We start from the raw sequence: 20,243 nt of genomic DNA, 5'->3' as shown, positions 1-20,243 counted from the left end.
CCTTTGTTGGTGGATTAGGTACCTTTTACGAGCTGGAAAATCCCGTGGAACACATGCTCCTGCAAATGTTTCTCATTATGCTGAGCGATCCTCTCGGGCAAGAGCGCTTCCGAAAGCGCGCCGCCAAATAAATCAAGGGTTTCGGCAATTTGTCCCCCCAGGATCAGACGAGCGGGGCGAAACTCTGCCACGTACGGACGCAGCATTTCCCCAAGCCGCTGGCCGTAAAGCTGCCATACACGGATGGCGGAGGAAATCCCCTGTCTAGCCGCTATCGCCAGTTGGTACACATCCTCTCCCTGCCTTCGAGCAGCATGGCTATCTGCCAAGGCCAAAATGCCTCGGCTTCCGAACAGATCATCCACGGTTCCTCCGTTATATTGCTCGGCATACAACATGCCTGAGTCGGGAATTCCCCATTTTCCGCTGACAATAGACCGATTCTCAACAAAAGCGGAGCCGAGGCCCGTTCCCAATGTAAGGCAAAGCAATCTTTCCTGAGGATAAAGCCTGCTGACCCCCAGAGCGAACAAGGCAGCATCATTGCCAAAACGAATATCTGCGGCAGCAAGCCGGGTCATCCATGTAGGAGCAGTGGGCTCCGCTGCAAGCGCCGTTAATTCACACCGCAGCAGTGTTTTTAGATTGAATTCATAAAGCTGCCCGTATTTATTCAATCCCTGGATACGGGAAACACCTGTGTCGTATTCAAAAGGGCCGGGGAAAGCAAAACCGATGTGAAAATTGGCAAAAGTGACCCGGGTCCCTTTATCGGTACTTAGCCTCTCCATGTAGGCGACGTATGCAGCAGCAAGCTCCTGGATCACGCCAGCCAGATTGGAGGCAATTTCATACGCGCTACTGTCGGAGTGCGATGACCTTTTGACATAAAGTTGTGGCAGAAGATTCCCGTCACTTAGTACAACGGCACCCTTCAAAAAGGTCCCCCCGGCATCAATAGCAATCGTGACGTCAGGTTTCATAGATGCTCACCAGATTTCCAGTGATGCGGAAGCAGAGGCATGCTCCAGTCTGGCGATACCTGTGCCCGGATCAGAGTGCACGATCGTTCACCCAGAGACTCCAGGCGGAAACCTCCGACGGAAGCAGGAACGATATACGCCTCGGCATACCCCCACTCCACAGCCGCTGCCTCATCATCCAGCGGGGTCAGACGCACACGATCACCTTCTACGAGGTTGAACATAACAAACTCTCCAGCCGTATCGTCGATCCACTCTCCGTCCAGCTTTAATCTTTTGATCTGAAAAAGCAGATCCTCCCGTTCGCCCAGCAGCTCTTCCCTGCTGTCTCCCTGTACACGGCTTTCTTTTGGAACCGCTATCAAATGCTTCTGAACGTAATCCGTGTCAAACAGTTCCTGCATGTTGGCTCTGGCATGATCACCGTTGATCGGACGCGGCCGCCCGTCTCTATCCAGCCGCAAATGGTCGTATATTTTGAAGGTAAACCACCAGGTTGTCGAAGAGATCTCCAGCACCAGATTGTTTTTGCCCGAAAAATGTACGGCTCCTGGCGGGATCAGAAACAGATCACCCTTATTCGCATTCCAAATGTTCACAAATTCTGGGATCTTCAGCGGTTTTCCCGTAGTATGGGCGAATTCAACCGCCTGAAGCATCTCCTCTCCGGTTGTTCCCTCCGTGAAGCCTAATCCCACAAAAGGTTTAGCGCCTTCCTTCTGCTCCATAATGTAATAGGATTCCTGCTGCGTCATCGTCTCGTTAAAGGTCTGCTCGATGTAAGCCTGCTGGGGGTGGACCTGCAAAGACAGATGATCCCCGTCGATCGTATCGAGATAATCAAACCGGATTGGAAAATAGTCGCCAAACAGCTGCACATTGCGCTCGCCCATAATTGCTTCTGGATGAGCGGACAGCAGCAGCGGGAAAGGAAGCTCCACTATAAAATCCCGATAACCGATTAATAGCGTGTTCTCCGGTGCGATAGGTTCAAACCCCCATGCGCAGTTATTCCAATCCTTAGGCAGGTCGCATAGTTCTTTTAAATACTGTCCGCCCCAAATCCCCGGTGCAAAAAAGGGCTTTACTCGAAAAGGCTGCCGGGCTGCTGAAGCCAATAGTAGGCGCAGCATGCGGACGGTGACCAAAACGGGTCGTTCCCGGTTGTTCGCATCCACGTAGTAGTCAAAGTCATACAAGTGACGTTTGCGATATTCCTCCCAGACGGGCCACTCCAGAAACAAGGCCTGTTTATAGGTTTCGACCGTATCCCGGCAAGGGCCTAACCCCAAAGAACCCATCCCCTGCTGATGCAGTTTCTGCTGTGCCTCTCTGGATAAGTCGCAAAACAGAGAAACGTTCGCTAAACCTGATGCTGTAGAAAGGAAGCCAGAGCCTGGCCCATAGGTCACAACGATGGGAGCTAACTGCTCTACGTTTGGCGACTGGGCCTCTGCATGTTCAGCGGAATGATAAAATCGAAGTTGATCGTCTACATCACTGAGCCAGACCGACTGTGCATGTGGCCGGAAATAATCCTTAACGCTGACGTCCGAGGCCACAACGCCAAAAGCACGGTTATCCGTCAGATAAGGGTGAAACTGCTGAAGCAAATCTGCAGAAGACTTTAAATAATCAGCGCTGTCTATTTCAATTAAAACCCTGCTCTCTAGCTGGCAGCGCGACCGAAGTAATTCCAGACATTCGCTGAATGCGGCGCCATGCGTACCGTCAATGACCATATAAAAAGGAAGCATATCATTCTGTACACATTCGGGCCAAATTTGATCAAGCCATTCTTCATATCCATTCCAGATCCCCGATTCGATCTCTTGGTCGGGCTGAATCCGGATGAAATTAACGGGGTTGTTTTGAAAGGCCAAAGGGGTTATTCGGGGCATATTTAAAACCTCCAACTCTATATCGATTTATGTTCATCATTGTATAGGGAGTTGGAGGTGCTGTCTTTAAACGATCAAGCTGTGTTTTTGTACGATCAGGACATTCGGGGTGGGTAGTGCATTTTTCCAGAGCGGCCTTCGGCAAACTGATTGCGTCGGAATTTGGCCGGGGAAACACCAAGCTCACGGGTGAATATCCGGGTAAAATAATGTACGGATTGGAACCCGCACTGGAGTGCGATGTCTTTAATTGGTGTCTGTTCATTTAACAGGAGCCCAGTGGCTTGCTGAACACGTCGTTCCTGAATGTAGTGGACAAAGGACTGCCCCAAATTTTCCTGGAACAACCGGGTCAGATGGCGGGACGAAATGTGGAGGTGCCTTGACACCGTCATAAGTGTAAGCTCATTGATCAAATTATCATCAATGTACCGTTTGGCCTGGCGGAACAACGTATTTGGTTCCACGGGCTGCTCTACCGTGTCGGCCGAGTCTGTTCGAGTCGGAACGTGCAAATCTGCTATCGATAATAGCAGAGAAGCGGAAATTTGCTTTACAGCAAGAGGAAGAGTTGCCCCAGGCTTGTCGAAAGAAGTAATGAGCGCTTGCCATAAATGGCCAGTCGGCGTAAGGTTCGCTTGCTGGGCTACGCTTTGCCCAAGCTCAGCAAGACGACGGAAGGATTCAGTATAATAAACATCTGTATTGGCCTCATCCAGTTCGAAAGCCACATAAGAAAGTGTCAGTCCGGTCTGACTGCGAATTTGATGCCATACGCCTGGAAGAGATAGAAATGCTGTTCCTTTATTTAAAGCATAATGCTGGTTTTGTTCTATGTAGCTTCCTTCACCGTCTACCACATAACAAGCCTCAAAAAAGGAATGTCGATGGAAGGCATTATCAAAATGGTCGGGCATGAATCCCCAATACAAAATGGACAATGAAAGCCCTGTTTGCTCTACCTTAGTAATATAACGATTGCATATGTGATTGGCCCGGCGAAAGCTGGCTTCGATGGTCATGGCAGTCCGCTCCCTTCAAGCTTTCATTATACGTTTGCATAGCAAAATGGCAAACCGGAAATCGGCCTGCCTTTTTGAGTATTAATGATGTTCAGCCATTTTCAGGAAATACTCTGAAGCCAAACGGACAGCCAGAACACTCGCACTATTGAGGGAATTAAATTTAAATACACAAGTTACAAATCTGAATGCACAATTATCTAAACTATGGTTGGACGGCTAAAGGTTAGGTCCGTGCCTCACGACAAATCAAAAAAAAGCCGCATCAATGCGACTTTTTATCGTTCAACACGCTAACTCATGTCATCTGTACTTTTTGCCGCCCTGTTGTCTCTACACTCGAAGCTACTTCTAAATTAGTCTTATAATCAAAGTAACTCCAGAGCTTTCAACAAGGCATACTCACTAGAGGTGGCACCTATTTGAGAAAAATGTGCATTCGGAAACATTGGAGCCAAATGATGATATCCAGGAAGTACTTGCAATTCGATCAATACACCGTCAAAAGCTAGTTGTTTGGCAAATAATAAGGTTTCGTCTATGAACAGATCAACGCTGCCTATGCTCATATAAGTGGGTGGTAAACCGGCAAGAGATTTGGCACGCGCTGGCACGTAATACTCATTTGTTTCCTTTTGTCCGGGTTCGTGACCTAAGACTGATTTCCAGCCGAAATAATTGCTTTTTTTGGTCCAAACAAACTCGCCGGCATAAGGATGGTCTGGCAAAATACTTGTACGGTCATCAAGCATTGGGCTGCGCAATCTTAGATGATGGATGTCGAATTCCTTCTGGTCGCGAATGTACAGGGCTAACCCCGCCGCTAAACCACCACCAGCACTGCTGCCAGCAAGTGCAACTTTCTTAGTATCTATCCCTAATTCCTCGGCATGTTCAATACACCATTTCAAGCCTGAATAACAATCCTGTAATTGACTTGGCTGGATATGTTCTGGCGCTAGCCGATAGTAAACCGATACACAGCAAAAACCATGTTGCACAGCCAGTGCCGCATTGCTTTGGCGTTCACCGACTGGACTGCCCATAACCATTCCCCCACCGTGAATCGAATAATATAACGGCATCTTACTGTACTTTGGTTGGCGGGGTTTAATAATTTCTATACGAATATCAGGACCACCAAAATAACTTGGTACTGCCCATTCTTCGAATGTGACCGGAAACAACTGTGTTACATCGATTTGCGGCATCATTTTTGTTTGACTTTTCCGTGCTTCCATTAGTGTGGCAGCGGAAAGATCGGTGGTTGGAATTAATTCAATCGCATCTATTATCTCCTGATCGATCAGATGTCTGCTTCTGCTTTTTGGTTCATTCATATTCACCGTTTCCTCGCTCTCTTAATCGACTCCTCTTCTGCCTAATCCTATTGTAAAGAACGCAATAAGCTATTTAAATGAAAACAATAAGTTAGAATCGTTTTTGACCTAAAAAAGCACTGATGAGTTTCTTCATCAGTGCCGTGTACTACTTATTTTTGGAATAAACAATTTTCTTAATGGTTTCGATAGAGAGAAAGTAGTCCTTAGCAAGCTGTTCAATGCTGCTATTTTTCTTAAAAGCTTGTCTAATATTGGCATTTCGGTGATCTAACCACTGCCTTCCGCCACTCAAGCTTCCCCAATGGTTATATTCCTTTTCCTGTTTCGGAATGTAAATCACTTCTCCCTGGACATACTCTTGAATCATTATTATTAACTTTTCGGGCAATATTTTTTTAGCGTTTGTATATTTCACTCTGCTTCACTCCTTATTTTTGAAAATAAGGTGCAAAGCCACAATATTAGATAAGCTTATTTAGCGTTAGAAAAGATTTAACCCCATGCAAAGTAACGCTTCTCCAATACTGGCTTTGCACAAGTGAAGCGAGTCACAGACAATCTTAACAGATTCTCCATCAGTAAAGCACCTCCCTTTTACGTTGCCAGTATAGCATAAATATAATTACTTCGAACCATCTCATGATCAAAAGTTAGTCGCTCCTATGGATATATTGAATTAACTTAACTTTACCCGTATCGATATCGAATGTAATGAACTCCTTCGCATTTGGAGGATTGTGTGGACCATAGTAAGTGCTGACTTCAACAACCACTCGAAAGGCATAACCTCCAGGCGATTTCCTTTGTAGTTCCAGAACCTTCATATCATACAAACCATAACTTGGCTGCGGCTTCTGAATTTCTTGATAATACTTAGTAATCGCCAGCTGTATGGACGGATTAAGTAACGTTAAAGATAAAGGTTTAAATTGCTCCTCATTCACTGTGTCAGGTTCTGCATAGGCTAGACCGCTTAGATTTAGCATTAGAATACAAAAAACAATACAACGAACAAAGATGTTGGATACTTTCCTCATATGTTCTGCTCCTTAGCGAGATTTGACCCTTCTCCTATCAAGTTTCCCAATAGTTGATTTTTTTAACATAAGTCAACGACAAGTCGCTTGGGAGTTGATTTTATAAACCGTATAATCATAAGCAGAGGTGACGTTGATGAACGAAATTAATCTTGCATCGATTCTTGTAGCAAAACGCAGAGAAAAAGGATTAACACAGGATGCAGTTGCTGCATTTATCGGTGTTTCCAAAGCGTCCGTTTCCAAGTGGGAAACGGGACAAAGCTATCCTGACATCACTTTTCTGCCACGGCTTGCGACCTATTTTAACATTAGCATTGATGAATTGATGGGTTATTCGCCGCAAATGGAGCAGTCGGACATCGCAAAGCTGTACACCCGACTGGCCAATAATTTTGCAGCCTTCCCTTTTGAAGAAGTAATCACTGAATGTAGGGCGGTCATCAAAAAATATTACGCCTGCTTTCCGCTTTTATTGCAAATGGTTAAGCTGTACACCAATCACTTCATGCTGGCGACAACACAAGAGCAAAAAGAGACTCTTCTTAACGAAACCGTGACCCTGTGTGAACGGATTCAGGGCGAAAGTGGCGATATGCAGCTTTCCAACGAGGCGGTTTTGTACCAGTCGATTTGTTGTCTGGCACTAAGGGACCCGCAGCGGGCGTTAGATTTGCTTGGGGAGACTGTTCGGCCTATGATGCCAAAGGGCCAGTTAATTTCACAGGCATATCAGCTTATGGGCAACATCGACAAAGCCAAAGAAACCTTGCAGGCTGAACTGTATCAGCACAGTATGGCAGTCTTTCAAGGGCTGCTGAACGTCCTTCAATTAAATATTAATAATGTCGAAAAAGCCGAAGCAGCTTTTATGAGAGCGTCCGATTTTGCATGAATCTTTAATATGGAGCGGCTAAATCCGAACAATGTCGTCTTGCTTTACGCACTAGGGGCTCATCTATATTGCGTGAACAAATTCCCTGAGAAATCAATTGAATTTCTTGAAAAATATGTGGATACCTGCGTGGAAGGATTCTTCCCTTTTGAGCTTCGTGGTGATCCCTTTTTTGACCTGATTGATCCGTGGCTGAAAGATTTCGACGTCTCCGCCCCACGCAGCGAGCAAGTTATCAAGAATAGCATGATGAGGGATGTTCTGCTGAATCCAGCGTTCGATTCGTTACATGAATTACCCGAATATCAACGACTAGTTCAAAAAATGAATAGGTTTATAGAATAAACATGCTGATCGGAGGTTTTGGGAATACGATACCGGATTATCCGTTAAAGAAGAAACGATTGAAGATGCTATCCTCGCAGCAGATTTATTACGCAATGACCCACGTATTGATACCAACCAAATATTCATTATAGGTCATAGTTTAGGCGGGATGTTAGCTCCACGAATTGATGCAGAAGGTGGACATTTTGCTGGCATCATTATTATGGGTGGGTCTCCACGGAAGTTAGAAGAGATTCTGATGGATCAAAACAACGATGTTTTAGACTCATTGAATATGTTTTTGAAAATGATTGCGAAGAAACAAATAGGAGCGCTATCAGCTAAATTTGATAAAATTTATACATTAAGTGATGAAGAAGCGAAATCAACTGTGATTTTGGGGAAATATTCTAGAGCCTTCTACTTCAAAGAGATGGGAGAACATCCCTCCATTAATTACCTTAACGTATTAGATAAACCCGTGCTCATTTTGCAAGGAGATCAAGATTTTCATGTATCCGTAGACAAAGATTTTCAGGCTTACAAAGACTTATTGGGTGAAAAGCCACATGTAACGTTTAAACTTTACCCCAACTTAAATCATTTATTCATGCCAGCTGTTTATGGAGAGATATTAAAAATGAAAAAAGAGTACAAAGTTGCACAACATGTAGATAAAAAAGTGATACATGACATTGCAGAATGGATTCTTTCCGTTTAGGAAAACCGGCCAAACCTGTTGAACGTTTATTCAATGACCTACTGATTTCTTCAAAACTTCTATATTTTCCTGAAGGAACGATTGATTTTTTTCAACGCCTCTGTTTTTACACCAAACCACGGCGCTAAAAGCATCATAAAAATTATAGAATGGCAATACGATTTCGAGATTTAACATGGTCCGAATGGTTTGATAACCTTCAACGTACGGGGATTTTGTTCTCGGGTTAACTTCCCAAATATATCTATTGATTTTAGTGAAATCTATTTCAGAGGAACCACCACGAGCACTTTCGAAATCAATAATACCAACGACCTTGTTGCTATTCACCAATATATTTCCAGGTCGAAAATCCATATGTACAAAACAGGGTCCGTCAGGATCAGGTAAAGCAGAGAAAACGCCGTCAAAATGAAGAATGCATCGTTCATACAATGCTGGATCGAGGAGCTCTTTGCAGGGCTCTTTCCACTTTTCCTGGCGTTTTTACCTCATGAAGCATTGCATGATAAACACCCATTTGAAAATACAGCTTTTCATCCATATTTTCTGTACAAGGCACACCTTGAATTGCCGAAAGAAGCAACGCCCCCGTAGTAATTTCATCCCCATACCAAATGTCCAATACCTTAGGAACAGGTAAGACATCCTTCAATGTTTCAAGCATCTGAAATTCACGAAAAAGCTTATCCTTGTTAAATGGAATCTTTACATAAACGTCTTCTCCACTAGCAAGACCAAGTTTATATACATCCGAACTAAATGATTCGGGAACATCTTCAATATTCAAAACGTTCAACTTTAGCTTTTCTATAACGTTTAGAATGGAACTCATGCGGCACCTCCTTTATTTGGCTTTCTAATAAGCGAGCCTGTTTGATGCAGCACGCTGATTTAATGCTCTGTCATTCCATAATACATTTCGAAACTAGGACCTTCAACCTGAACAAAGGTCGACGTTTTTACGTATATGGTGCAGGCATAAAATTTCCCTTTGAGCAAATTTGCCTAAAGGGCAAATTTAAGTTAAGATGATCCTGAGAGAGGAGTCGTGTGAACCCAAAATGAAGTCAACAAATTACGATTGCTTCCCCAAGTAACAACCATGTTGGAGGTGTACGCATAGCGGAAAATGATGACCAAACCAACTTTGCGACATTTAAAAAAAGAAGCGACAGAGCAATCTCTAGCGATTGCAGCATTTGAACTTGCACTTGAACACGGTCTGGACGGCTTTGTTGTTGAAGATATCGTGCAAAAAGCCGGTTACTCCAGAAGAACTTTCGCAAACTATTTCACATGCAAGGAAGAAGCAGTTGCGAGGGGAGCTACAGCTGTTCATAACACGACTGAGTTCGAGAATTTGCTCACCCAGATTCCCCCAAATACCTCATTGCTTGACGTTCTGTATCAACTCATCCAGATGCAGCTTACAGCGGATCTCATAGGAAGATTGCGTGAACTTTTGTTGCTTTCCCAAAAATATCCTGTCTTGGAACCGCATTTCCTCGGGGTAGTGCACCAGATGCAGACGAAAGCTCAAGAAACATTGTTAGACTTGTCTAACGGAAATGATGACGAGGTATATACTTATCTTCTTATAAACGCAGTTTACGGGATCATTCTTCCTTTAATTGACGGAAGACTTAATGTGCTGCTCCCGGGACAAAAGAAGAATGACCATCCAAGCACTGAAGCGGTAGCATTCGATGAGTTTTTAGAAACTATGTTTAGTTATTTGCGCAAAGGATTCTGATGAGCTAAGCAATTTATATTCACCATAGAGGGAGTGTAAAATAGATATATGTCTACATTATTATACAGAGTGGGGAAAACCGCTTTTCGCAAACCCGGGTATTTCATCATTGGTTGGGTATTGATTCTGGGTATTGTCGTTTCTATGATCAGTATCAATGGTGTTCATATCAGTTCTGAAATGAAAATTGAAGGCACTGAATCACAGAAAGTCTTGGATCAATTAGCTAAAGAATTACCAGCGGCCTCCGGCGGCCAAGGAAGTGTTGTGTTCAAAGCACCTGACAGCGAGCGTTTGGATACACCTGAACGTTTGACTGCAATAATGAAAGCTGTCAGTGAAGTTTACGGATTGAACGATGTGCTTAATCCTGCGGATTATGCAGCTGAAGCTAGCAGTTCGGGTGCATCTGCCGACATGGCTCAGGCTGCCAATATGCAGCAATCCACTACAGCCTCTCCTCCCCCCTATGGTCCTCTTATGGTGGATGGCGTTCCTGTACCTGGTGTCCTTCTCTCTTCTGACGGCAAAATTGCTCTGTTCCAATTTCAGTTCACCATTGAGCAGTCTGCAATTACTCAAGATGTATTTGATTCTGTAATTGACTCTGTGATGACTGCCCAGCAAGGAACCAACATCACCGTGCTACCAGGCGAAACGCTCAAAACGGTAGCGATCGGTGTCGGATCGGCAGAGATTATCGGACTGATCATTGCTGTTATTGTTTTGCTAATCACCCTGGGTTCCGTCGTTGCGGCAGGTCTGCCTCTGGTCACTGCACTCCTCGGCGTTGCCATTGGAGTAGGTGGAGCGTTCTCAATCTCCAAGTTTATAGAAATGCCAAGTGTCACTTCCGTTCTGGCTCTAATGGTTGGTCTGGCCGTCGGAATCGATTATGCTCTATTCATTGTCAATCGCCAGCGGCGAATGATTATTGATCAACGTTTGAGCGCACAAGAGGCGACAGCAAGAGCCATTGGAACTTCGGGCAGCGCAGTATTTTTTGCAGGATTAACCGTCATTATTGCACTGTGCGGTATGCTTGTCATCGGTCTCACATTCTTATCTACGATGGCTTTAGTTGCCGCAGCTACCGTTCTTATTAATGTATTTGTTGCCCTTACTCTATTGCCCGCTTTACTTGGATTGGTGGGTGAACGCATCTGTTCCCCTAAAGCACGCGAGAAAAGCACAAAACATCCTAAAGCGGCTGACCGTGGGATCGCTCACAGATGGGTTAAATTCGTTATCAAGTATCGTTGGATCACAATTATTGCCATTGTCGTACTTCTTGGGGCAGCGGCCACACCTATAACAAAAATGGAAATGGGCATCCCGGGAGCTTCTTCAGCAAATCTGGACACCACAGCAAGACAAAGTTATGACGCCATATCCGAAGGCTTCGGAGAAGGATTTAACGGACCACTTATTCTGGTCGCAGAACCTAATAACTCTTCCGCTCAGGTGACTCCGGAACTCTTGGGCAATCTCATGAAGGAACTTCAAAGCCAAAATAACGTTGCACAGGTGACACCACTAGGCATGACAGAAGATCTGGCTATCTTTAGTCTTATTCCTGAAACGGGTCCCAACGATAAAATCACCAAGGATCTGGTGACTGAGCTGCGATCTGCTGAATCAAGCGTGGCAAAGATGAATGACGTTAAGATTGGTGTTACCGGACTCACCGCCGTTAACATTGATATGTCATCCAAATTGGCACAGGTATTCCCGATCTATGTGGGAATTATTATCCTGCTGTCGCTGATCATCCTGCTTTTGGTATTTCGTTCGATTATTGTTCCAATTAAAGCAACGATCGGCTTCCTTCTTAGCATTCTGGCAACGTTCGGGATCACTACTGCTGTATTCCAGTGGGGCTGGCTCCATTCGCTCTTTGGTTTCGACACCGGTGGCCCGCTGCTGAGCTTTATGCCGATCATCGTGACAGGTATCCTGTATGGCTTGGCAATGGACTATCAGGTCTTCCTTGTCAGCTCGATGCGGGAATCATACGTACACGGTCATAGAGGAACTGAGTCTGTTGTTCATGGTTATAACCAGGTAAGTCGCGTGGTTGTTGCCGCAGCGGTGATCATGGTTTCGGTATTTGCTGGGTTTATCTTCACAGATGACGTCATGATCAAACAGATTGGTTTCACATTAGCTGTAGGCATTCTGATTGATGCTTTCATTATTCGGATGGGATTGGTTCCTGCCATCATGGCTATTTTCGGTGACAAGGCTTGGTCACTTCCAAAATGGCTGGATCGCATTCTACCAAATCTGGACGTTGAGGGCGAGAAACTGATTGCTACACTTAATGCTAAAGATCATTCCAACTCCAAGTCTTGATCTGGAATGTAATTAATAAGCTTCGCTTGCATTCAACATCGTCAAGTGTTAAAGATCGTACAAAAAAGCCCGTTGACCAGTTCGGTCAATGGGCTTTCGTTTTGTTTATTTTCCGTTAAAAAAATGATTCCATGCAGTCCTTCATGTCCAAGCTTATAACATATCGAATTTCACTCCATATGTATCGAATATGGCCTTGTATTTATTTTCAAATATGGTCCATCGATGTTCTGCTCCATACTTTCCATGCAAAGCCTTCAAATAATGGTTAGCGGCTGTTACATCCCCGGATTTCAGAAGTAGATGAAAACTCTCTTCACCCAGATGCAAAAATGGGCCCGATATGTAATAATCCACAATGGATCTGGCACTGGTCATCGTATCATATAAGTGAATCACATCTTCCAACCCGGGTAGCAGCATTTTTATTAAATCATCCCTATTTGTATCGGGAGTAACAGCGAATCGATCCGGAACGGCCCGGGCAATTTCCCCGATTCTTGCTCTGAAATGACACTCGGATTCATGGGGTGCAGTCAAAATCTCTTTCGACTGGATTTGCGCCAACTCCGCTGAATAAATGCCACAGTTCACATAAAACATGACATTGTCTGCCGAATTTCCAGAGGATTTTTGGAAATTGAACATGTAGATAAGCTCCTCTGCTTTTCTACTGAAATTCAAACCCTTCTTTGTATAACCGTAATTGGAAAGAAACGGCTTTACATCCTGCTTAATCAGAGCGTTAAAGAGCTGCTGCAACATAATCCCTCCTTTTCTTAACCGGGTCCATATAGTTAGTGCTTTACTTCTTCAAGCTTTCCATAAAATCGTGCAGTGCGTTGGATACCCATTTCTTCGGATGAAGAACGAGCTGAATTTCAAGTTGAAGCTCTGCATGTTCAAGGGGTAGGGCTTTCAGCTCCCCCCGCTCGATTTCCTCCATTACAGCCATTTGCGGCAGAATCGAAATGCCCTCACCTGACTTAATACTTCTTTTGATCGCTTCCGGATTGCCAAGTTCCAGACCGATTCGATAAGGAATTGAATTTGCGCGAAGCACTCTTTCAAGCAGCTGCCTGTAATTACAGGTATCTTCAGGCATGATCCATTCCATATCCTTTAGATCATTCAATTCAATCTGCGTTTTGGCGATCAGCGGATGCTGTGGATGCACGATCAGCAAAAGCGGTTCTTGGCGAATAGTAATCCACTGCAATGCCGGATCGCTCGAATCATCTGCGAGAATAAGCCCGATATCGGCTTCACCCTCCCTAACCTGATGCAAAATCAACCCCTCACGATTCGTATGCAATCGTATGTTCAGTTCCGGGTATTCCTTACGGGTGGCTTGCATATATGGAGGTAAAAAGTAAGAAGCGATAGAGTCCATCGTACCGATTGTTAAGGAGCCGCCACCCTGCTTCGCCATTTTTTCCTTGGACTGCTCAAACAATTCCAACATCTGTCCGGCAAGCTTGAACAGCTCTTCCCCGGCAGAAGTCAGACGAATCTTGTTATTGCTGTAGCGTTCAAACAGTTTGACCTGATATGCTTTTTCCAGCTTCTGAATTTGCGTAGTCACACTGGATTGTGCATAACCCAGCACCTCTGCGGCTCTGGTGAAGCTCTCACGAATTGCGACTTCTCTGAACGTCTGAAGATAGATTAAATCCAACTTGCTCACCTCATCGAAAATATTGATGACAACTATCATTTGTTATAGGTAACTGTGATGCTGATTCCTATGTTACATTAGTTTCAATATAACGGGAAGAGGTAGTTGATTATGATGAATGAACAACATGTTCAAGGAATTTATATACCGGTAATTGCCCCTTTTTCGGATGATAGCAAGCTCGACATTGAATCGTATCGCAAATATGTTACTCATCTTGCCAAACACGACATTCAGGGATTGGTCGTAAACGGCACGACTGGAGAATCTCCAACTGTCTCCTGGGATGAAGTAAAGCAGATGGTGGAAGTAACGAAAGAGATTTTGACAAGTCTGAACAAAACCATCCCTCTCGTCGTGGGAACAGGAACAAATGATACCTATTCGACGGTTCATCGGACCGAAATGGCCGCTGAATTAGGTGCAGATGCTGCTCTGGTGGTCACTCCCTACTACAACAGACCGACGCAAAGAGGGATTCTAGAGCATTTTTCCAACGCGTCCCGGACCGGATTGCCGATTCTAGTCTATGAGATTCCGGCTCGAACCGGTAGTCGCATGACCTTGGATACGATGAGAAAAGTCATGGATCTGGATGGGGTTATTGGGCTGAAGGACAGCACTGGCGGTTTGGATCTGCTGCTGGCGCTAACCCAATATGAGACGAAGCCTGTACTTTGCGGTGAGGATGCGTATTTCCATGCGATGTTATGTCAAGGTGCTGCAGGCGGGATGGTAGCATCTGCTAATATTCATACCCAGCGGTATGTGGATGTGTATCAACGCTTTGTATCTGGTGACGTGAATGCATCAAGAGACAGCTTTATGCAGCTGCAGCCGCTGATTAGTGACGTGTTTGCAGAACCTGCTCCAGCCTCGATCAAATGGTGGCTTGCTCAGCAACAGCTGATTGCCTCTGCAAAACTGCGTCTGCCGCTGACTGCCGCATCGGAACAAGCAAAACAAAGGTTGGCGAATACACTCGCAGAGATGGTCGTACCTTCTTAAACAAGCACATATCTGGCTACGATTTATGAATACATCCAGTCTGATAATTTGAGACATCATCGACTGGAAATAAAAAAACAACCAGTATCGATACATCGATACTGGTTGTTTTAATTTTAAACACAGATCTCCGCATTTTAGAACTAGATACAGCAAATTCACCATTCATCAGGGGATGCCGATCACTACATTGAATATTAAAAGTAATCCGAAAAGTATGGTGCCTGCTGCTCAATAGCATCTTCTAACAAATCAAGCGTTTCTGGATCACATTTAATCCGGCCAATCTTATGCAAATACTCAGGACGTTTATAGCCTAACAACATGGTCGTCATGGTTTGGATATTTATGCTGTCTTCACTACGTCGATTTTGGCTCCGAATTACTCTTCCGCTTCCATTCGGTTCAATGTTTAGAGTAAATGTGCCTTGATTCCATGACAGCAAAGGATCTTGCAAAGTAAAGGTCCACTCTCTATCCATCGCTGCGGGTTTGAACGGATATTTTGAAATAAATTGCTCAATGTCCACGATCCGTGCCATAAAGTAAGGTGAAATGGTTTCCTTAATATCCGCATCTTCCAGCAAAAAAGCAAGCTGTTCATCGGTATGAATATTGCCTACCACTTTAGATATCATTGAAAAATGCGCACTAATGAAATTCCATAGTCCACTTCGTGCTTCTTCGTGAATGAAGATCATATCTTTGACGTGGAACACTTCTTCTTCAATCCAATATAAAATGTAGCCATCCGGTTGTCCGTCTTCACCATAATAGACAGCTGCAGTTAAATCATCTGAATCCCACCGCCAGTACTCACTCCACGCCAGTTCTTTCCGCAGCATGGCTCCATGGGTTTGCATTGAAAAGCGTTCATAAGCCACCTTCACATCTTCGCTGTCCGGTTCTACACGTGCCACATCGCCAGGAACAGGTTTGTTTTTGGGTAATTGGAAGTCTTGAACCTCAAACACGATTTTATCAGAAATGATTTCCCATCCTTTACGGCGATAATACGGTATGGAATAAGGATACAAGTACGAAATGGATTGTTTCTTTGCACGCATATTGGTGAGAGCTTGCAGCAGCAGTTTATTCATTAAGCCTTGACCCGAATATTCCGGAAAAGTCCCCACACCAGTGACCCCCCCCATAGCGTATGTTTGGTTAAATATTCGAACCTCAAATGGATATATGGATACCTGAGAAATCAGTTTTTCGCCATCGAACCATCCAAGAACATCTGCTTGTTGTAGGACAGGTGACTTTTCATGGAGAATTTCGCTTTCTTTCCAGCCATGTTTGTGAAGATCATTATGAGTAACCTGAAATACATAACGTAACAGCTGACTATATTGTTCTAAATGTGATAAATCAACCTTTTTCATCTTTAAATTTTGCTTACGATGCATGCCGGTTATTCTCCCTTAGTTTTAATTATATTATTTACCAATTGCTTCAGAATAATGCTGGCAACAACCTAGATCATCTTCGTTCTTTTGCAAGTGCTTCTGTGAAATTTTCTTAAACAAATAAAAAAAACCATTTAACTTTTAAAAGTTAAATGGTTAAATGCTTAAATGCTTAATTGCTTAAAATTTCATTTTTCAATCACGCTTTTGTTGTGTTCATTCGTCACAAACCATGATCCGATTCAGAAATTGTTCAATCTCTTAATTCCAATGTAAATCCTCCCAGCTCTTCTTCCGCTTCATGCATCAGGTCCAGCAACTGATCTGCGTACTCTCCAAGCAAATTTCGGCTTGCATCAAAATTAATCCACTGAATGGTAAGTGGCATCGGGACAAATCCAGTCAGGCAATCCCATAATGCGTCCAAATTCCGCCCATACGTTTGACCTAATTCAAGACTGGTCTGAAGGACGTCATGTAATTGTTCTTTTCCATGAATGTCCTTTCCATTGATGACTACTGTTTTCATATGATCACCCTTCCCCTATTCAATTTGCTCAAACGTACGGTAATGATCGGTTGTTTTATAGATTAATCCATCATTGGAATATAAAATCCGATCACTCCCCCGTGTTCCTCCCGAATAGTTAATATCTGCTTCGTACCAAGTTCTTCCCTTTTTCTTGGGCAACAGCCCTTCTCGATTTTGAAATACGTCACCGCCAATGCTTTTGCCTGGAGCCACTTTTTCCAAATTACCTTTACTAGGCTCCCATCCTAATTCTCTAGCTTCTTTCTTGGTTATATAATTTTCCGGAAGTTCATTATGCTCCGAAATATACTTGGCTACTTCATCAAATTGCGTTAGAGTTGCATTCTCTTGAGATGAGCCGTTTAATGAAACCGTATCGAGTGAGCAGCCTGTAAACAGGAGGGTTGCCAGAATAAAAAGTAAAGCACCTAACCATTTTTTTACAACCATTGATTTTGATCTCCTTCTGAAAAATTAGCATCCTCCCTATCATAACATGTTCCTTCTGTATACTCCTCTTTATATTCGTTTCTCACGGCTTTCGGCCATCTCAACACAAAAAGGTTGGAGCAGGGATGATCCCAGCTCCAACCTTTATTATGATTGCATTCTTACGGCTCAATCCCCCACGCCAGTTGACCATTGATATACCCGGTAACCTGTTCATGGTTTGCGAACTGAGTACTGGACGCCTTAAACGAGTAATCGTTAGCCTGGTTGTAATTGGACCAGTTATTTTTGGAGAACCGTGCTTGAATTTCAGCGCTTTGTCCGGCATTAAGCGTTCCGGCAGAATTCGTAAAACCAATTTCCAAAACATAATCCGCTCCCGCAACCGGCGTTGCCAATTTAACGAATTTGCTGGTTACATTTGCACTCCCGATACTGGCCCAGTCAGACCAGAAACTCTGCGCTTCTTCCCCGTCAATCGTATAGTAATACCGGAGCTTTACATCACTCAACTGAATCGCCGAATTACCGGTATTGACCACTTTGAATTTAGGTGAGATTCCGTTGGTAGACGTACTTGTATTGCCGTTAAAGGCTTGGATTGTCAAAGCCCCAGAGGGTGCAGTAACACTGCTGTCCACTACGTTTACCGTAAGAACAGCGTTATTTCCTCCGTTAAAATGAAATGTTATCGTATTCTGACTCAGCGGCAGCGTGGAGAGATAGGATTTGTGCAGAACGATGGCAGTGCTTGATGCCGTATAGTCCTGGCCCGATACAAGAGTATAATTCCCATTCGTTATGCTTGTAAGCTGTTTTCCGTTTAAGGTAAGCGTTAAGGAAATATCCTGCGCTAGATTCGCTGCTTTATCAAATGCTGCATTCACGGGCGAAATCATAGCACTTGTGCTTGGTGTTGAATCAACAATTTTAACTTTTAATACAGGATCCTGCCCTTGATTAAAATCAAAAACGATGGAATGTTCGCCGACCGATAGTCCGGCCAAAAATTCTTTTTTCAGCAGCAACGTGCTTCCGCTTAACGTATAATCCTGATTTGCAGTCAATGGTGAGATACCTATCCGTAGACCGGTTAACGTATTACCGTTAAAGTTCACGGTTATGGCCTTGTCGCTTGGATTGGGCATGTGTTTGTCAAATTCAACGGTTGTAGGTGTGAGGGACGCGTTGGATGTAGGATTGTTAACCTTCAAATTAGGCAGTTCATCCAGCGTAATGACATAATCGCTTTGATAAAGCGTTTTCAGAGTTGCTGGATAATTAAAGGCTGAACTCATGAGATGCTCGCCATACCATGGGCAGAAGTAGAGCCATCCCGATTTTTCCTCTGTCAGATTCTGTACACTTGGGACGGTGTCATTCTCTGTCATGGCCACCATTTTCTTGCCGTCCGTTAAATCAACCAGTTGATAGAAGATCGAGGTAATGGCATCCTCATTCGGTACGCCGGACAAACCGTCATTGCGGTTGTAGATCGTATTGTATTTATCATAACCGACAATATCCACCTGATCGTCGCCAGGATACCATGCAGGAGAAGTGTTATATACGTAGCTGTTGTAAGTCCAAATCAAGTTGTGCAAACCGTACGTCTCTGTAAGTTCAGTGTAAAGCATATCCCACAGCTGTTTGTACACATCTGCACCTGCGGAAGCCCACCAGAACCAGGCGCCTTCCCCATTCAGACCGCCGTTGCCCTCCGCCTCATGATAAGGCCGGAAAAGAACGGGCACATTGTTATCTTGCAGAATCAGCAGTTGTTCCGCCAGATCATCAATCGTACTCATTACGTATTGATATTCTTTTGTACCAGGAATTACGGCGTTAGCTGTATTAAAATTGGTTTCTGTTGGTTTATACGTAGCCTCCTTCCAATCTACATGATCCCCAAGCTGGTAGGTCGTGAAATTTCGGGGCACGTTGATATGCCAGGAAGCTGTCGCAATTCCATTGCGGTTATTCACCCAATCGATCATTCGATCGGTCGTACCGTCTTCCCATCCGTAGAGTGGATTATAGTTCATAAAATCAAATCCTCGGATAGCTGGATACTTCCCGGTTAAATTATGAATCCAATCAAACTCCAGCTCCGTATTGCCATCGTTTCCACCACCGTATATCTCCTGCTGGCCAGAGATAATATGATTGCCATAAACCTCCGTTAAATAATTCATCAGAAGCTGTGTTTCCGGTGTGGCTTGGGAGTCAGTAAGGACAGGCTGAACATCCAGGGGATCAAGATTGGCATAATCCACAGTGAAGGTGTCAAAATAAGCGAATCCCCAACCAGCCTTTAACTGTATCGTGTTAGTTCCCTGGTTCAGCTTGTGGTAACCAAAATTAAAATCAGACCAAGTTGTTGTATATGGCAGCATATACGAGCCTTTGGTAACGCCATTAACGGATAGATATTGAAGTCGGCCGTCAGCACTTAGCTCCTGCATGTATCGGGTGGAAATTGCATACATGCCCGTTTCCGGGACAGTCACAGTGAAGGTTATCGTGCCGGAATTCTGCATCCAGACAAATCCACTTCCAGAAAATCCAGGCTTGGGTTGTCCGTAAATTTCTGTTGTTACTTGAAGATCAGAGGAAAGTAAAGCGTTTTCGCTTTCGATCGTGAAAAGCGGTGAATCTGCATGAACGGGTACTGTCATCATTCCAAGAAGCAGAGTCAATGCCAGCATTAATACGCCTGTCTTTTTGAGCAAAATCATCATCATCTTCCTTCCCATGTTAAAATATGATAAAGAATGATTCCTCTGTTTACTCATGATGGCGCTTTCATTGTAAACATAGCAT

The 20,243-nt window shown here is 44.1% G+C and carries 19 protein-coding genes and 1 pseudogene; 6 read left to right on the top strand and 14 right to left on the bottom strand.

Annotated features, from left to right (window positions below; all coding sequences use genetic code 11):
* Positions 1-14 precede the first annotated feature (14 nt).
* The 6 genes from HW560_RS19695 to HW560_RS19670 all read right to left on the bottom strand — a co-directional run bounded on the left by HW560_RS19695 (position 15) and on the right by HW560_RS19670 (position 6,286).
* Positions 15-983 (bottom strand): ROK family protein, encoded by a 969-nt coding sequence (locus HW560_RS19695; RefSeq protein ID WP_090899554.1) that lies wholly within the window; start codon positions 981-983, stop codon positions 15-17.
* Positions 980-2,884 carry a class I mannose-6-phosphate isomerase gene (locus HW560_RS19690; protein ID WP_090899557.1) on the bottom strand — a complete coding sequence of 635 codons (1,905 nt, stop codon included), beginning with the start codon at positions 2,882-2,884 and terminating at the stop codon, positions 980-982. The genes HW560_RS19695 and HW560_RS19690 overlap by 4 nt, the downstream gene beginning before the upstream one ends.
* Before the next feature lie 95 nt (positions 2,885-2,979).
* A complete protein-coding gene (locus HW560_RS19685; RefSeq protein WP_179264338.1) occupies positions 2,980-3,906 on the bottom strand; it encodes a helix-turn-helix domain-containing protein in 927 nt (308 codons plus the stop codon).
* Between the two features lie 368 nt (positions 3,907-4,274).
* A complete protein-coding gene (locus tag HW560_RS19680) occupies positions 4,275-5,246 on the bottom strand; it encodes an alpha/beta hydrolase fold domain-containing protein (RefSeq protein WP_090899563.1) in 972 nt (323 codons plus the stop codon).
* A gap of 148 nt (positions 5,247-5,394) precedes the next feature.
* Positions 5,395-5,664 carry a CD3324 family protein gene (locus tag HW560_RS19675; protein ID WP_090899566.1) on the bottom strand — a complete coding sequence of 90 codons (270 nt, stop codon included), beginning with the start codon at positions 5,662-5,664 and terminating at the stop codon, positions 5,395-5,397.
* Positions 5,665-5,899: 235 nt separating this feature from the next.
* Positions 5,900-6,286: a DUF3888 domain-containing protein gene (locus tag HW560_RS19670; RefSeq protein WP_090899569.1), complete on the bottom strand. Its 387-nt coding sequence runs from the start codon at positions 6,284-6,286 to the stop codon at positions 5,900-5,902.
* A 136-nt stretch (positions 6,287-6,422) separates the two neighbouring features.
* Here HW560_RS19670 and HW560_RS19665 point away from each other — a divergent pair, with 136 nt between their 5' ends.
* The 3 genes and pseudogenes from HW560_RS19665 to HW560_RS19660 all read left to right on the top strand — a co-directional run.
* Positions 6,423-7,181: a helix-turn-helix domain-containing protein gene (locus HW560_RS19665; RefSeq protein ID WP_256222110.1), complete on the top strand. Its 759-nt coding sequence runs from the start codon at positions 6,423-6,425 to the stop codon at positions 7,179-7,181.
* Positions 7,182-7,253: 72 nt separating this feature from the next.
* On the top strand, positions 7,254-7,526 hold the full coding sequence (locus HW560_RS33985; RefSeq protein ID WP_257031376.1) for a hypothetical protein: 273 nt from the start codon (positions 7,254-7,256) through the stop codon (positions 7,524-7,526).
* A 52-nt stretch (positions 7,527-7,578) separates the two neighbouring features.
* Positions 7,579-8,229: pseudogene (locus tag HW560_RS19660) on the top strand (alpha/beta hydrolase family protein); the annotation flags it as partial.
* Positions 8,230-8,259: 30 nt separating this feature from the next.
* Here HW560_RS19660 and HW560_RS34285 read toward each other — a convergent pair.
* Entirely contained in the window at positions 8,260-8,664 is a 405-nt protein-coding gene (locus HW560_RS34285; protein WP_306459208.1) for a phosphotransferase family protein, read from the bottom strand.
* Complete coding sequence (locus HW560_RS34280) at positions 8,657-9,064, bottom strand: protein kinase family protein (protein WP_306459207.1); 408 nt, start codon at positions 9,062-9,064, stop codon at positions 8,657-8,659. Before HW560_RS34280 ends, HW560_RS34285 begins: the two co-directional genes overlap by 8 nt.
* A 297-nt stretch (positions 9,065-9,361) precedes the next feature.
* Between HW560_RS34280 and HW560_RS19650 the strand changes: the two genes are divergently transcribed.
* Together HW560_RS19650 and HW560_RS19645 are read left to right on the top strand one after the other, a co-directional pair.
* Positions 9,362-9,985: a TetR/AcrR family transcriptional regulator gene (locus HW560_RS19650; protein ID WP_090899572.1), complete on the top strand. Its 624-nt coding sequence runs from the start codon at positions 9,362-9,364 to the stop codon at positions 9,983-9,985.
* Between the two features lie 48 nt (positions 9,986-10,033).
* The gene (locus tag HW560_RS19645) at positions 10,034-12,340 is read left to right on the top strand and encodes an MMPL family transporter (protein ID WP_179264336.1); all 2,307 of its coding nucleotides are present in this window, start codon (positions 10,034-10,036) and stop codon (positions 12,338-12,340) included.
* Between the two features lie 153 nt (positions 12,341-12,493).
* On the opposite strand, the gene HW560_RS19640 is transcribed toward HW560_RS19645, so the two are convergent.
* Both HW560_RS19640 and HW560_RS19635 read right to left on the bottom strand, forming a co-directional pair.
* Positions 12,494-13,105: a DUF4304 domain-containing protein gene (locus HW560_RS19640; RefSeq protein WP_090899578.1), complete on the bottom strand. Its 612-nt coding sequence runs from the start codon at positions 13,103-13,105 to the stop codon at positions 12,494-12,496.
* 40 nt (positions 13,106-13,145) lie between these two features.
* Positions 13,146-14,018, bottom strand: a complete 873-nt coding sequence (locus HW560_RS19635) for a LysR family transcriptional regulator (RefSeq protein WP_090902440.1) — start codon at positions 14,016-14,018, stop codon at positions 13,146-13,148.
* 111 nt (positions 14,019-14,129) lie between these two features.
* Between HW560_RS19635 and dapA the strand changes: the two genes are divergently transcribed.
* Positions 14,130-15,026: a 4-hydroxy-tetrahydrodipicolinate synthase gene (gene dapA, locus HW560_RS19630; protein WP_179264334.1), complete on the top strand. Its 897-nt coding sequence runs from the start codon at positions 14,130-14,132 to the stop codon at positions 15,024-15,026.
* A 197-nt stretch (positions 15,027-15,223) separates the two neighbouring features.
* On the opposite strand, the gene eis is transcribed toward dapA, so the two are convergent.
* The 4 genes from eis to HW560_RS19610 all read right to left on the bottom strand — a co-directional run bounded on the left by eis (position 15,224) and on the right by HW560_RS19610 (position 20,161).
* Positions 15,224-16,438 (bottom strand): GNAT family N-acetyltransferase, encoded by a 1,215-nt coding sequence (eis, locus tag HW560_RS19625; protein ID WP_179264332.1) that lies wholly within the window; start codon positions 16,436-16,438, stop codon positions 15,224-15,226.
* A gap of 253 nt (positions 16,439-16,691) precedes the next feature.
* Entirely contained in the window at positions 16,692-16,967 is a 276-nt protein-coding gene (locus tag HW560_RS19620) for a barstar family protein (protein WP_090899587.1), read from the bottom strand.
* A 15-nt stretch (positions 16,968-16,982) separates the two neighbouring features.
* Positions 16,983-17,420: a ribonuclease gene (locus HW560_RS19615; protein WP_090899590.1), complete on the bottom strand. Its 438-nt coding sequence runs from the start codon at positions 17,418-17,420 to the stop codon at positions 16,983-16,985.
* A gap of 161 nt (positions 17,421-17,581) precedes the next feature.
* Entirely contained in the window at positions 17,582-20,161 is a 2,580-nt protein-coding gene (locus HW560_RS19610; RefSeq protein WP_179265855.1) for a glycosyl hydrolase, read from the bottom strand.
* Positions 20,162-20,243 lie beyond the last annotated feature (82 nt).

Source organism: Paenibacillus sp. E222 (assembly GCF_013401555.1).
In the GTDB taxonomy this organism is placed as follows: domain Bacteria; phylum Bacillota; class Bacilli; order Paenibacillales; family Paenibacillaceae; genus Paenibacillus.
This window is presented reverse-complemented; position numbering and strand designations above follow the sequence as displayed.

What these genes read in the sequence shown, in the direction of transcription:
- HW560_RS19690 (WP_090899557.1), bottom strand. Translation starts at nt 2,884, where the DNA reads ATGCCCCGAATAACCCCTTTGGCCTTTCAAAACAACCCCGTTAATTTC.
- HW560_RS19640 (WP_090899578.1), bottom strand. Translation starts at nt 13,105, where the DNA reads ATGTTGCAGCAGCTCTTTAACGCTCTGATTAAGCAGGATGTAAAGCCG.
- HW560_RS19620 (WP_090899587.1), bottom strand. Translation starts at nt 16,967, where the DNA reads ATGAAAACAGTAGTCATCAATGGAAAGGACATTCATGGAAAAGAACAA.
- HW560_RS19665 (WP_256222110.1), top strand. Translation starts at nt 6,423, where the DNA reads ATGAACGAAATTAATCTTGCATCGATTCTTGTAGCAAAACGCAGAGAA.
- HW560_RS19670 (WP_090899569.1), bottom strand. Translation starts at nt 6,286, where the DNA reads ATGAGGAAAGTATCCAACATCTTTGTTCGTTGTATTGTTTTTTGTATT.
- HW560_RS19610 (WP_179265855.1), bottom strand. Translation starts at nt 20,161, where the DNA reads ATGATGATTTTGCTCAAAAAGACAGGCGTATTAATGCTGGCATTGACT.
- HW560_RS19685 (WP_179264338.1), bottom strand. Translation starts at nt 3,906, where the DNA reads ATGACCATCGAAGCCAGCTTTCGCCGGGCCAATCACATATGCAATCGT.
- eis (WP_179264332.1), bottom strand. Translation starts at nt 16,438, where the DNA reads ATGCATCGTAAGCAAAATTTAAAGATGAAAAAGGTTGATTTATCACAT.
- HW560_RS19615 (WP_090899590.1), bottom strand. Translation starts at nt 17,420, where the DNA reads ATGGTTGTAAAAAAATGGTTAGGTGCTTTACTTTTTATTCTGGCAACC.
- HW560_RS19650 (WP_090899572.1), top strand. Translation starts at nt 9,362, where the DNA reads ATGATGACCAAACCAACTTTGCGACATTTAAAAAAAGAAGCGACAGAG.
- HW560_RS19680 (WP_090899563.1), bottom strand. Translation starts at nt 5,246, where the DNA reads ATGAATGAACCAAAAAGCAGAAGCAGACATCTGATCGATCAGGAGATA.
- HW560_RS19695 (WP_090899554.1), bottom strand. Translation starts at nt 983, where the DNA reads ATGAAACCTGACGTCACGATTGCTATTGATGCCGGGGGGACCTTTTTG.
- dapA (WP_179264334.1), top strand. Translation starts at nt 14,130, where the DNA reads ATGATGAATGAACAACATGTTCAAGGAATTTATATACCGGTAATTGCC.
- HW560_RS34280 (WP_306459207.1), bottom strand. Translation starts at nt 9,064, where the DNA reads ATGAGTTCCATTCTAAACGTTATAGAAAAGCTAAAGTTGAACGTTTTG.
- HW560_RS19645 (WP_179264336.1), top strand. Translation starts at nt 10,034, where the DNA reads ATGTCTACATTATTATACAGAGTGGGGAAAACCGCTTTTCGCAAACCC.